Origin of the sequence: Mesorhizobium sp. WSM3224, from assembly GCF_000427725.1 — a bacterium.
Classification (GTDB): domain Bacteria; phylum Pseudomonadota; class Alphaproteobacteria; order Rhizobiales; family Rhizobiaceae; genus Mesorhizobium.
Genome location: NZ_ATYO01000009.1, coordinates 26,588 through 38,590 on the forward strand (window position 1 = coordinate 26,588; position 12,003 = coordinate 38,590).

Consider the following 12,003-nt stretch of genomic DNA (forward strand, 5'->3'; position numbering starts at 1 on the left):
CTTTTCGTTCGCCCGCGCGATTTGTTTCGGCCGCGAAGCGATCGAGCTGCCAGATGCTGACAGAACGAGGCCCGCACCCTCCGCCTCCGCTCAGGTGGCCAGCGTGCTCGTGGCAGCAGTCGAAAAACCTGGCTTGACTTTCCCAGCCCAGGACCCGACTTGCTAGCGTTCCCCGACTTCTTCGAGGAGACCCGCCTATGCCAGAGCCCCGCCGATCGACCATCGATGCCGGAGAAGTCGAGCGCTTCTCCGCCCTTGCCGCCGAATGGTGGAACCCGAACGGCAAGTTCCGTCCGCTGCACAAGTTCAATCCGGTGCGGCTTGCCTATATCCGTGATCAGGTGGCGGCGCGCTTCGGCCGCGATCCACGCGCGGCGCGGCCCTTCGAGGGCCTGCGCTTCCTCGACATCGGCTGCGGCGGCGGGCTTTTGTGCGAGCCGATGGCCAGGCTTGGCGCCGATGTCGTCGGCGCCGACGCTTCCGCCACCAACATAGAAGTGGCGAAGCTGCATGCCGCGGAAGCCGGCGTCAGCGTCGACTATCGCGCCACCACGGCCGAGGCGCTGGCGGATGCCGGCGAAACCTTCGATGTCATCCTGAATATGGAAGTGGTCGAGCATGTCGCCGATGTCGACCTGTTCGTCGCCAAATGCGGCCAGATGGTCCGCCCGGGCGGCATCATGTTCGTCGCCACCATCAACCGCACGCTGAAAGCGCTCGGCCTCGCCATTATCGGCGCCGAATATGTCCTGCGCTGGCTGCCGCGCGGCACACATCAGTTCGGCAAGCTGGTGCGGCCGGAGGAACTGGCAAAGGCGCTGGGTGCCGCTGGCCTCACGGTGATCGACCGCACCGGCGTCATCTATCATCCGCTGGCCGATCGCTGGCAGAGGTCCAGGGACATGGACGTCAATTACATGGTGCTGGCGGAGAAAGCTTCGGTCTGACCAGTCCTCCCGAAGGTTGCCCAGGGAGTGTTGAGATTCAGGTGAGGCCGAGTCGAAAATGGCGGGGTCCGAGAACCGGAGCGGAGCGTACTTTTCGTACGTGAGCACCGGAAGCGCAGGAAGTCGCCATTTGCAGGCCGGCCTCACCTGAATGTCGACACTCCCTCAGGCTTCCAAGGGTCTGTAGCCGCCGCGCCAGTAGATCAGCGCCTGGCCGGCGTCCCGGGTCCTGACCGCTTCGACCGAGCCGATGACGATCGAATGGGTGCCACGGTCGATCATCTCGTCGAGGCTGCAGTCGAAAGCGGCCACCGCGTCGGTAAGCAGCGATGCGCCGGTCTTCAACGTCGTCCATTCGGCGCCCTCGTAGCGGTCCTTTCCCTTGATGCCGCCGAAGCCGGAAAAGCGCTCGGCGACCCGTTGATGCTGGGGACCGAGCGAGTTGACGCCGAAATGCCGGTAACGCTCGATGATCGGCCAGGTCGACGACGAGCGGTTGACGCAGGCGATCACCTTCGGCGGCTCCGCCGACAGCGACACCACGGAAATGACGACGAGGCCGGTGCGGTCATCGCCGACGCCTGCGGTGATGACGCTGACATTGCCGACGATGAGCCGCATCGCGGCGCGGAAATCCGCGACGCTGACGGAACCCTCGGTTTGAGATGTGGACATTGCGTCTTCCTTCGCTTCAGGCGCCGATCGCAGCACGCCAGGTATCCGCCGAATGGCTTTCCGCCCGAGGATAGGCAGGACGAGGGCAAGGAAATAGGGCAATCATCGACATGGTCGATAAAGGATGCGACGAACCGCGAAGAGCTGCGTCACGCGGATCGATAACTTTGCGCCGGCTGCGGCTTCGCGCCGCTCTGGCTTTGCGCCTTGGTCGTGATGAAGACACCGGCTGTGATGATGGCGGCACCCAGCCAGGTCAGAAGCTGGTAGTGCTCGCCGAGGAAGATCGTGCCGGCGAACAGGCCGACGGCCGCCGCCACATAGCCGATCTGGCTGAGATAGACCGGGCCGCCGACCGCTTGCAGGCGGAAGAAGAAGGCGAACATCGCCGAGGCCGACGCAACCTGACCAGCCACCACCAGCGGCACGCCGCCGAGCGGAACGAAGGCTTGCCAGCCGAATAGCGCCAGGATGCCAAGGAGAAGCAAGGTCGCCGACGCCAGATGGCTGCCGACGGCAAGCTCTATCGGGCCAGTGCCTTCCGGCCAGTCGACGGTGCGGTAGATGTTGCCGGCGGCCAGGCTGACCGGGATGAGCAGCCCGATCGCCACCCAGAAATAATCGGCCGGCTGGCCGGCCTCGCCGCGCGTCAGCGCGACCATCACCGCGCCGACGAAACCGACGGCGATGCCGAGGACGCCGAGCAGATTGGGGCGCCTGACGCCGAGCAGGATCGAGAACACCAGCGTGACGACCGGCGACAGCGTGAACATGATGCCGGTGTAGCCGGCGCCGAGATGCGGAATGGCCGAGAACATCAAAAGATTGGGAACGGCATAGGAAATCGCGGCGGTGACGAAGAAATAGCGCAGCTTGTGCGGCGTCAGCCGGATGCGCTCGCCGCGCAGCAGAAGCGCCAGAAGCAGCACACCACCGGCACCCAGCGAAATGATGAACGCCCAGACCATGGCCGGCACGCCGGCGGCGGTGGCGAGCTTGCCGAACGGCAGCGTCATGCCGAGCAGTCCGCCTGTCACCACCAGAAGGCCAATCGCCGAATCCCAGAGAAATCTCATCGGTCCTTCTTTCACACCTACCTCCTCCACATCCATCTTGGCCGCCGCCTGATCTTCAGGTAAGATAGCATAAAGATTCTTAATATTAAGATACTTTTCGGTGAGACATATGGATCGCGCGACAAGGGCCATCGAGCAGTGGCAAAAAGAACGGCCGGATCTCGACGTATCGCCGATGGGGGTGATCGGACGGCTGAACGAAGCCTCGTCGCTGATCGCGCGCGACCGCCTCGCGCCGGTTTTCGCCCGCTTCGGGCTGCAATCCGGTGAATTCGACGTTCTGGCCACGCTGCGCCGGTCGGGTAAACCCTACGCGCTGACGCCGACCGAGCTCTATGAGGCGACGATGGTGACATCGGGCGCCATGACCGCCCGCCTCGACCGCCTGGAGAAGGCAGGCCTGACCCAGCGCGCGCCGCATCCCAGCGACCGGCGTGGCGTTGTCGTGCAACTGACCGTGAAAGGCCGCGAGCTCACCGACGAGGCGCTCACCGCCCACGTCGCCAACGAGCATGAAATCCTCGCCGGCTTGACGCGCGAGGATCGGGAGACGCTGGCGAAACTGCTGGAAAAACTGATCGTCAGCCTAGGCCAGGCCGCTGCCTAGAGCACGCCTTTGTCCTGATTCCTATCTTCGTGAACTTGCACTAAGGCGTGTCGAGATTCAGGTCAGGCCGAGTCGAAAATGGTGGCTTCCGAGAACCGGAGCGGAGCGTACTTGAAGTACGTGAGCACCGGAAGCGCAGGAAGCCGCCATTTGCAGGCCGGCATCACCTGAATATCGACACGGCTCAGTTCCGGTCGTCCGGAAAGCTCGGGATCGGCATGAATTCGACACCGTCCTCGATGAGGCTTTGCGCTTCTTCCCGCGTCGCCTCGCCATAGATGCCGCGCGGATCGGTCTCGCCGAAATGGATTTTGCGGGCCTCCTCGGCGAACTTGTCGCCGACATAGTCGGCGTTCTCGCGCACCTTCTCGGCCAGCGCCTTCAGCTGCGCCAGCGCCCGCTTTTGCGCCTCGCCCATCGCGAGCGCCACCTTTTCCTGCTTGCGTGAGGTCGAGACGGCCGGCGCCATCAGCGCCTTCTCTATCTTGTGCGAGCCGCAGCTCGGGCAATCGACGAAGCCACGCTTCTTCTGGGTATCGAAGTCGTCATTGCTGCGGAACCAGGCCTCGAATTCGTGCTCGTGTTCGCAGATCAGGGAAAAGCGGATCAAGAGGCAGCACCCCTAAGGCGCGGCGCTTCGCTTGTCCCGGCGTTGACGGAGAAATCCCGCGCGTTCTTCAGATTGGGGATCTTGCGGCGCGCGGCAGAGGACTGCGCCGGATCGATCTCGGCGACGATCACCCCGGGTTCGTTATGGGCGGCCTCGGCGATGATGCGGCCCCATGGGTCGATGATCAGCGAATGGCCATAGGTCTCGCGCCCGTCCTCATGCAGGCCGCCCTGCGCGGCGGCGATGACATAGGCGCCGTTTTCGATGGCGCGTGCGCGCAACAGCACATGCCAATGCGCCTCGCCGGTCTGGCGCGTGAAGGCGGCGGGAACGGTCAGCACCTCGGCCCCGGCCATCGCCTCGGCGCGGAACAGCTGCGGGAAGCGCAGGTCGTAGCAAACGGCAAAGCCCAGCTTCGCTCCGTCGATGTCGGTCACCATCGCTTCCGTTCCCGGCTCGTAGGACGCGGATTCACGCCAACTCTCGCCATTGTCGAGGTCGACATCGAACATGTGGATCTTGTCATAGCCGGCGATCAGGGCGCCGTCCGGCGAAAACAGGAACGCGCGGTTGGCCAGCTTGCCGTCTGCGCGCAGGATCGCGGTCGAGCCGACATGCAGATAAATGCCGAGCTCGTTCGCCAGTCTGCGCGCGGTCGCGGCGACCACGTCCTTGTCCTCGGTGGTGAAGGCGGCCGCCCCCGCCTGCTTGTCGCGGATCAGCGCGCCGGTCATTTCCGGCGTCTGGACGTAGGTGGCGCCTTGGCCCGCGGCCTGCCGGACCAGTACCTCCATGTCGGCGGCGTTGCGCTCCGGGCTTGTGCCCGAACGCATCTGCACGGCGGCGGCCTTGAAAGTACCCATGATCATCTCCCGTTGGCGAGCAGAGTGTCCAGCCGGCCCTGCGACTCCAGCTCGTGGAGGTCGTCGCTGCCGCCGACATGCGTGTCGCCGATGAAAATCTGCGGAAAGGTCGCTCGCCCATGCGCCTTGGAAATCATTTCCTGGCGCAGTTCCGGCGAAAACGAGGCATCATGCTCCTTATAGGCCACGCCCTTGCGGTCGAGCAGCCGCTTGGCGGCGCTGCAGTAGCCGCACATCATGCGGGTATAGATCGTCACATCAGCCATTGACCGGCAATCCTCATACATGCCGTCCAATGAGGGTAAGAGAACGACATGCAGCAAAACAACAACTCAAACCTATATAGTCGCGGACTCATCGGGCCGAAAGTCCCCAGGCAGGACGCGGGCGAACGTGAGGATGTCGACCGCTCCGGCGCCACCCCTCTTCAGCGCCTTGGCGACCGCTCTTACCGTGGCGCCGGTGGTGTAGACGTCGTCGACGACCAACACCCGGCGGCCCGAGATCTCGATTTCGGCGTCCGGCGGCACGCGAAAGGCGGCGCGCACATTCTCCTCGCGCTCATGCCGTTCGAGCCCGACCTGCTGGCGCGTCAGCTTCACGCGCCGGACCGCGGCTGGCGAGAACGGCAGCCCGCTGAGCTTTGAAACAGCCCGCCCGAGTTCCGCCGACTGGTTGAACTGGCGCCGGAAGAAGCGCCGCCAATGCAGTGGCACCGGCACGACCAGATCGGCCTCCGCGATCAGTTCCGTCCCGGCGCGGATCATCCAGTTTGCCATCCAGGGCGCAAGGTCGGTGCGGTCCTGGTATTTCAGCCCCTGCACCATCTGCCGCGCGACGCCCGAATAGACGACAGCGGCGCGCGCCCGCTCGAAGGGCGGAGGATCGGCGATCGCCTCCGCCGAAAGAAATCCTTCGCCCATGTCATGGGAGAAGGGCGTGCCCATCACCGGGCACCAGGGTTTCTCCAACAGCCTCAGCTTCGGCCAGCAGGCGCCGCACAACACGCCAGGCTGCGACACATGGCGACGGCAGCCGGCGCAAACCGGCGGAAACAACAGGCGCGCCGGCCAGGCCAGTGCCTGCCGCGTCATATCTTGGACCGCGCTGGTCTTGATCTTGCGCACCGGATCAGCCACGTGATTGGAACCCCGCACCACCTTAACATCACTCCGGCACGTGCGGACAACAGGAAGCTTTTCATTGCAGCCCTTGATCGACACTGAGCTCTGGCTCGCGCGCAAGCGCCGGGCTCTCGCACGCCCCGTCGAAGGCGCCGATTTCCTGATGCGGCGAGCGGCGGAAGATCTTGCCGACCGGCTGGACGCGGTCGAGCGCCGCTTCGGCAAGGCGGCCGCGCTGTTTTGTCAGACGTCGGCGGCGGCCGATGTGCTCGCCGGCAGCGGCAAGGTCGGCGAAATCATGCGTGTCGAGATCGACGAAGCGCTTCTGGCCGACGGCCCCGGCCTGGTAGCGCCGCCGGAGACCGTGCCGTTCGAAGGGGGCAGCCTCGACCTTGTCGTCTCCCTGCTCTCGCTGCACGCGATGAACGACATTCCGGGCCTGCTCGCGCAAATCCGCCGGGTGCTGAAACCGGACGGGCTGTTCCTCGGCGCTCTCGCCGGCGCCGGCACATTGGCGGAATTGCGCGAGAGCATGCTTGCGGCAGAGACGGAGCTTTACGGCGGCGCGAGCCCGCGCATTCTTCCTTTCACCGACGTGCGCGACGCCGGTGCGCTGCTGCAGCGCGCCGGTCTTGCATTGCCCGTCGCCGATGTCGAAACGGTCACGGTGCGCTACGATACGCTGTTCGATCTCGCCGCCGATCTGCGCGCCATGGGTGAAACCAGCGCGCTCATCGATCGCAGCAGGCGGCCAGGAAGCAGACGCTTGTTTGCCCGCGCCGCCGAAATCTACGCCGAACGGTTCTCGGACCCGGACGGCCGTATCCGCGCCAGCTTTTCGATTGTCTGGATGTCCGGCTGGGCGCCGGATGCCTCGCAGCAAAAGCCGCTCAAGCCCGGATCGGCCAAGGTCTCGCTGAAGGCGATCCTGGAGAACCCGCCGAAGCGTTGACGGCTACGCCCTTGAATACCTAACCGGCGTCGTCAGTGGGCGAAGGCGTTGACCAGCCTGCTGTTGTTGTCGCTGAACAGCCACTGGAGCGCATCCGCGGCCCTGCCGACGCCGCCAATGATTACAAGCGACAGCACGGTAAGGATCAGGCCATATTCAATAGCCGTAGCGCCCGTTTCATCTTCAATGAATTGCTGCAGCAGGTTTTTCATGGTCATCGATCCCTCATGCAGGAATTCTAATGTCCTACCCGTTAAGAAAGGTTAACGGGAAAGGCTTAACGGCGAGTGAAACGCCGCTATCCCAGGAAATCGTTAACCACGTCAGCACTCGCCGCTGCGGCTGCCGTCATTGCGGATGACGCAGATTGAACTGGGAAACGGCTGCAGCACGCTGCGGCGCACCGTATATGTATTGGTGCGATGGCCGATCGATCCGGTCGCTGCCATGTCGAGCCCGCCGGCGAAGCCGTCGCGGGCGCTCTGCGACCGGGTCTGGTTGTCCAGGAAAGGCGTTGCGATCAGCGCCAGCGCCACCGCGGCCGAGCCGAAGAGAAGCGTGACCCGCAGGATGCCCATGCCCGCGTCCACCGCGCGAAAGCCTCGGTCGGGCCGGATCGAGTCCCAGTCTCTTTCAAGGCTCATGCCGTGTTTCCCAGTCGAATCGACGATATCGCCGCGCGAAACGGCTTCGCGCAATTTTTCATGTCGAGATAAATCTTCCATTAACGCTGGCTAAAGCAGCTCCAGGAAAAGGTGTGAAACGTCGCCGTTCCGGGGAAACGGCGAACCGCCGCAAACGCAGGCCGCGAAATTACAAAAGGTCGATGAGGAACTGGATCAGCGGCGCGTCGGCCGGCGGCATCGGATAGTCGCGCATCTGCCGCGGCCTGACCCATTTGAGCCCTTGCCCTTCCCTCGGCTGCGCGATGCCACGGAACCGCCGGCAGACATAAAGCGGCATCAAGAGATGGAAATCGTCATAGGAGTGGCTGGCGAAGGTGAGCGGCGCCAGGCACGGAATCTCCGTCTCTATGCCGAGTTCCTCATGCAGCTCGCGGACAAGGCACTCCTCCGGCGTCTCGCCGGGCTCGACCTTGCCGCCTGGAAACTCCCAGAGGCCCGCCAGCTGTTTTCCCTGCGGGCGCTGCGCCAGAAGCACGCGCCGGTCGGTATCGACTAGCGCGCAGGCGGCGACCAGCAGCAGGCGCTTTCCGGCTGGCTTGACCTCGCTCATGCGCCCCGCGGCCGTCGATAATGGTAGCGATAGACTTCCTCGAAGCCGAGCGACCGGTAGAGCGAGAGCGCCGGCACATTGCTGGCCTCGACCTGCAGCCAGGCCTCGCGCGCGCCGCGCAGCCGGGCCCATTTCAGCGCCGACAGGATGAGATTGCGGCCATGGCCTTTCTTGCGCGCCGATTTTTCGGTGGCGACCTCGAACAGGCCGGCAAGATCGCCGTCATGAACGCAGATCAGCGTCGCCAGCGGCTCGTTGCCGTCCTCGAGCGCGAACAGCCCCGCTTCCGGCTGGATGGCGCCGATGACCTCGGACAGGCCGGGCCGAAGGGCGGCATCCGAGCCGCCCGTCCTGAGCGAAGCGCCGATGAAGCGGCTGATGTCCTTGAGCGGAATCTGATCCATGGCCGCGCCGAGCTCGAGCTCTTTCAACGGCAGCCGCATGACCAGGGATTCGTCGAACCTGTTCCAGCCGTTCTTGTCGAGATGCGTCGACAGCACCTGCCCCGACAGCGGTGACATGCGAAAGGTCAGCGGCCGGCCATAGGCATCGAAGCGCCTTGCGGCGCGACCGATGCGCTCTTCGATGGCGTGCGTGTCGCCGGGATCGAGCGGATTGACCGAGTTCAGGCGCTTGGCGGGGTGCCCGGCCGTGAGCCGCACCACCCAGGTCCCGTCATAATGGACGGCCGCCGCCGGCCAGGCGCGAAAGCCGGCCGCCTCGTAGCGGCGCACGACCGCAAGCACACTCGTCGGATGTCTGGACACCGGCGCCATCAGCTCCGGTAATCGCCATTGATGGCGACATATTCCTTGGTGAGGTCGCAGGTCCACACCGTCGCCTTGCCGCGGCCGATGCCGAGATCGGCGCGGATGCTGATATCGTCGCGCTTCATGTAGGCCGAGGTCGCTTCCTCCGAATATCCAGGATCGCGCTCGCCCTCATGCGCGAGCCGATTGTCGCCGAACCAGATCGACAACCGGTCGCGGTCGGCCGGCTCGCCGGCCTTGCCTACCGCCATAACGACGCGGCCCCAATTGGCGTCCTCGCCCGCGACTGCCGTCTTGACCAGCGGCGAATTGGCGATCGAGAGCGCAACGCGCTTGGCCGAGCGCGCCGATTTGGCGCCGGTCACGGTGACCTCGACCTGCTTGCGCGCGCCCTCGCCGTCGCGCACCACCTGCAGCGCCAGTGACTTCAGCACCTTGCCGAGCGCCCGGCGGAACGCGCCGAGCCGCGCGTCCTTGGCATCGCTGATCGCCGGCGCGCCGCGCGCGGCGGCCTTGCCGGTGGCGAATAAAAGCAGCGTGTCGCTGGTCGAGGTGTCGCTGTCGACGGTCACGGCATTGAAGGTCTTGGCGGTGCCGCGGGACAACAGGTCCTGCAGCACGGGTGCCGCGATCGGCGCGTCGGTCGCGATGAAGGAGAGCATCGTCGCCATGTCGGGCGCGATCATGCCGGCGCCCTTGGCGACGCCGTTGATTGTGACGTCGGCGTCGCCGAGCTTGACCGTCGCCGTCGCGACCTTCGGATAGGTATCGGTGGTCATGATGGCCTTGGCCGCCTCGGTCCACAGGTCCGGCTTGCCGTCCTTGACCAGCCCGGCGAGCAGATGGCTGAATTTGGTGGCGTCGAGCGGTTCGCCGATGACGCCGGTCGAGGCCAGGAACACCTCGCTCTCGGAGCACCCGGCGGCCTTGGCCGCCGCCTCGCCGGTCAGCGCGGTCGAAGCCTTGCCCTTCTTGCCGGTGAAGGCGTTGGCATTGCCCGAGTTGACCACCAGGACGCGCGCCTTGCCCGCAGGCAGGTTCTGGCGGCAAAAGTCGACCGGCGCCGAGGGGCATTTCGACCTGGTGAACACGCCGGCGACGGCCGTGCCCGGATCGAAGACCATGGCAAGCAGATCGGTACGATTCCGGTATTTGATGCCGGCTTCGGCGGTCGCGATGCGGACACCCTCGATGACCGGCATCTTCGGGTATTTCTTCGGTGCGAGCGGCGAAATCGTAGCGGACATCGTGACCCCGGAGCGGCAATAAAGCGAAAGGAAGGCCGGTTTGCCCGATAGCGGGCCCCGGCGCAAGGGCGTTCTGGCCGCGCCTCACCGGCCGGACCAGCCATCTCGCAACCCAAAACGGATCGTTTCGTTTCAGCGGCGAAGCCAATATGATCGGCGACAGATTCACCGGCTAAGGAAGACCCTGATGGGCGAGGCCGCAGCGCGCGGGCGTAAATCGATCGGCGCCAGGCGCAATCCCGAGAGCGCCGACGCCATCATCGAGGCCGCCGAGACGGTGCTGCGCGAGGCCGGCTATGCCGGCTTCTCGATCGAGGCCGTCGCCCGGCGGGCGCGGGCAGGAAAACCGACCATCTATCGCTGGTGGCCGAACAAGGCGGCACTGCTGATCGAGGTCTACCAGCGGCAGAAGCACGTCGAGACGCCCGACACCGGAAACATCGAGGACGATCTCGCCGGCTTCCTCGAGAACCTGTTCGCGCATTGGCGCGACACCCCGTCCGGCAACATCTTCCGCTCGTTGATCGCCGAGGCGCAATCGGACGAGACAGCCGCGGCAGCACTTGCCGAATATTCAAAAGGCCGCCGCACTCATACCGGCCGAATGATCGAGCGCGCCAAGGCGCGAGGCGAGGTGGCGGCAGATGTCGATGCCGGGATTGTCGCCGACCTGGTCGCGTCCTTCGCCTGGCGGCATCTGCTCACCAAACGGCTCGACGAGGACGCGGCGGCGATCCACGCCGCCGTGCGCTACATCACGCGAGGAATAATGACCGCCTGACCCTTCAAGCGAAAGGGCGCCCGAAGGCGCCCTTTGCGGGATGACCCTGCCGGTAGCGGATTACTTGCCGGCTTCCAGCGCGTCGATGTCCTTCTTGAGCTTCTCGTCCGGGATCTCGACCTTGGCGGCGGCGCGCAGATCCTTGACCATGGCGAAATACTTGTCGCGGATCACCGCCTGCTTGGCCTGGTCCTTGACGTCGTCGAATGCCGGCGGCTGCTTGGCGCGCTTGTCCTCGAGCTTGATGACGTGCCAGCCGAACTGCGACTGCACCGGCTCCTTCGAATATTTGCCGACGTCGAGCGCAAAGGCCGCCTTGTCGAATTCCGGCACCATCTGTCCCGGGCCGAACCAGCCGAGGTCGCCGCCATTGGTCTTGCCGCTCGGATCGCTGGTGTGCTCGTTGGCGAGCTTCTGGAAGTCGGCGCCGCCGTCGAGCTGCTTAATGATCGCCTCGGCCTCTTCCTTCGTCTTCACTAGGATGTGACGGGCGTGGATTTCATTGACCGGCGGCGTGTTGGCGATTTCCTGGTCGTAGCGGGCGCGCACGTCGGCGTCCGTCACCTTGTCGACGACTTCCTTCTCGACGACCTCGCCATGCAGCGCGCGCGACTGCAGGAAAGCCATGCGGCGCTGGAAATCCGGATCCTTGTCGAGGCCCGCATCGACCGCCTTCTTGGCCATGACGCGGATTTCGATCGCCGCCGAAAGAGCCGCGGCGCGACGCTGTTCAGGCGGCATTTGCGCGAACTGCTGCGAAAGTTCGCCTTCGGCGAGCCGAAGATCGGCCTCGGTCAGCTTCTCGCCATTGACGGTGGCAACCACGGCATCGGGATCAACCGGCGCGGCGGGAGCAGTTGCAGGCGCCGTGGCGTCCGGCTGGGCGGGCTTGGTCTCCTGCGCCATCAGCGGCGACAGGCAAAGAGCCGAGAACCCGAAGGCCAGACCGAGGCTGGCGAGCGAGGCGCGGCGGAACGACAGGGACATCAAGATAAACTCCAATGGGGATTGCCAATAAGGTTCGCGTGAGCGAAAGGGTTCCAGATCAGTCGGATTATGGCGGAATTTGGCGCTGCCCATACGGCTAACGCGGCGTTGACATCGATTGAGCCCCC

Annotated in this window: 16 protein-coding genes; 4 read left to right on the top strand and 12 right to left on the bottom strand. The window is 64.9% G+C overall.

Annotation, left to right across the window (positions count from 1 at the left end; genetic code table 11):
* Positions 1–197 precede the first annotated feature (197 nt).
* Entirely contained in the window at positions 198–947 is a 750-nt protein-coding gene (gene ubiG / locus YU3_RS0117040; RefSeq protein ID WP_027167380.1) for a bifunctional 2-polyprenyl-6-hydroxyphenol methylase/3-demethylubiquinol 3-O-methyltransferase UbiG, read from the top strand.
* A gap of 165 nt (positions 948–1,112) precedes the next feature.
* Here ubiG and YU3_RS0117045 read toward each other — a convergent pair whose 3' ends face one another.
* Entirely contained in the window at positions 1,113–1,622 is a 510-nt protein-coding gene (locus YU3_RS0117045; protein ID WP_027167381.1) for a flavin reductase family protein, read from the bottom strand.
* A 149-nt stretch (positions 1,623–1,771) separates the two neighbouring features.
* On the bottom strand, positions 1,772–2,698 hold the full coding sequence (locus tag YU3_RS0117050) for a DMT family transporter (protein ID WP_027167382.1): 927 nt from the start codon (positions 2,696–2,698) through the stop codon (positions 1,772–1,774).
* Positions 2,699–2,807: 109 nt separating this feature from the next.
* On the opposite strand from YU3_RS0117050, the gene YU3_RS0117055 reads away from it, so the two are divergent.
* Entirely contained in the window at positions 2,808–3,305 is a 498-nt protein-coding gene (locus YU3_RS0117055) for a MarR family transcriptional regulator (protein WP_027167383.1), read from the top strand.
* Between the two features lie 184 nt (positions 3,306–3,489).
* Here YU3_RS0117055 and YU3_RS0117065 read toward each other — a convergent pair whose 3' ends face one another.
* The 4 genes from YU3_RS0117065 to YU3_RS0117080 form a co-directional block, all read right to left on the bottom strand.
* The gene (locus YU3_RS0117065; protein WP_027167384.1) at positions 3,490–3,915 is read right to left on the bottom strand and encodes a DUF1178 family protein; all 426 of its coding nucleotides are present in this window, start codon (positions 3,913–3,915) and stop codon (positions 3,490–3,492) included.
* Positions 3,912–4,778: a carbon-nitrogen hydrolase family protein gene (locus YU3_RS0117070; protein ID WP_027167385.1), complete on the bottom strand. Its 867-nt coding sequence runs from the start codon at positions 4,776–4,778 to the stop codon at positions 3,912–3,914. Before YU3_RS0117070 ends, YU3_RS0117065 begins: the two co-directional genes overlap by 4 nt.
* 2 nt (positions 4,779–4,780) lie before the next feature.
* Positions 4,781–5,044 (bottom strand): glutaredoxin 3, encoded by a 264-nt coding sequence (gene grxC / locus YU3_RS0117075; RefSeq protein WP_027167386.1) that lies wholly within the window; start codon positions 5,042–5,044, stop codon positions 4,781–4,783.
* A 72-nt stretch (positions 5,045–5,116) separates the two neighbouring features.
* A complete protein-coding gene (locus YU3_RS0117080) occupies positions 5,117–5,917 on the bottom strand; it encodes a ComF family protein (protein WP_027167387.1) in 801 nt (266 codons plus the stop codon).
* A gap of 64 nt (positions 5,918–5,981) precedes the next feature.
* Between YU3_RS0117080 and YU3_RS0117085 the strand changes: the two genes are divergently transcribed.
* On the top strand, positions 5,982–6,854 hold the full coding sequence (locus tag YU3_RS0117085; protein WP_027167388.1) for a methyltransferase domain-containing protein: 873 nt from the start codon (positions 5,982–5,984) through the stop codon (positions 6,852–6,854).
* A gap of 32 nt (positions 6,855–6,886) precedes the next feature.
* Here YU3_RS0117085 and YU3_RS0117090 read toward each other — a convergent pair whose 3' ends face one another.
* The 5 genes from YU3_RS0117090 to argJ all read right to left on the bottom strand — a co-directional run bounded on the left by YU3_RS0117090 (position 6,887) and on the right by argJ (position 10,107).
* On the bottom strand, positions 6,887–7,072 hold the full coding sequence (locus tag YU3_RS0117090) for a Flp family type IVb pilin (RefSeq protein WP_027167389.1): 186 nt from the start codon (positions 7,070–7,072) through the stop codon (positions 6,887–6,889).
* A 105-nt stretch (positions 7,073–7,177) separates the two neighbouring features.
* The gene (locus YU3_RS0117095) at positions 7,178–7,498 is read right to left on the bottom strand and encodes a hypothetical protein (protein ID WP_027167390.1); all 321 of its coding nucleotides are present in this window, start codon (positions 7,496–7,498) and stop codon (positions 7,178–7,180) included.
* Positions 7,499–7,667: 169 nt separating this feature from the next.
* Positions 7,668–8,090 (bottom strand): (deoxy)nucleoside triphosphate pyrophosphohydrolase, encoded by a 423-nt coding sequence (locus YU3_RS0117100; protein ID WP_027167391.1) that lies wholly within the window; start codon positions 8,088–8,090, stop codon positions 7,668–7,670.
* A complete protein-coding gene (locus tag YU3_RS0117105; RefSeq protein WP_198021672.1) occupies positions 8,087–8,866 on the bottom strand; it encodes a GNAT family N-acetyltransferase in 780 nt (259 codons plus the stop codon). The genes YU3_RS0117100 and YU3_RS0117105 overlap by 4 nt, the downstream gene beginning before the upstream one ends.
* Entirely contained in the window at positions 8,866–10,107 is a 1,242-nt protein-coding gene (gene argJ / locus YU3_RS0117110) for a bifunctional glutamate N-acetyltransferase/amino-acid acetyltransferase ArgJ (RefSeq protein WP_027167393.1), read from the bottom strand. The genes YU3_RS0117105 and argJ overlap by 1 nt, the downstream gene beginning before the upstream one ends.
* 187 nt (positions 10,108–10,294) lie before the next feature.
* On the opposite strand from argJ, the gene YU3_RS0117115 reads away from it, so the two are divergent.
* The gene (locus YU3_RS0117115) at positions 10,295–10,888 is read left to right on the top strand and encodes a TetR/AcrR family transcriptional regulator (RefSeq protein ID WP_027167394.1); all 594 of its coding nucleotides are present in this window, start codon (positions 10,295–10,297) and stop codon (positions 10,886–10,888) included.
* Between the two features lie 60 nt (positions 10,889–10,948).
* On the opposite strand, the gene YU3_RS0117120 is transcribed toward YU3_RS0117115, so the two are convergent.
* Positions 10,949–11,875, bottom strand: coding sequence for a peptidylprolyl isomerase (locus YU3_RS0117120; RefSeq protein WP_027167395.1), 927 nt, complete (start codon positions 11,873–11,875; stop codon positions 10,949–10,951).
* Positions 11,876–12,003 lie beyond the last annotated feature (128 nt).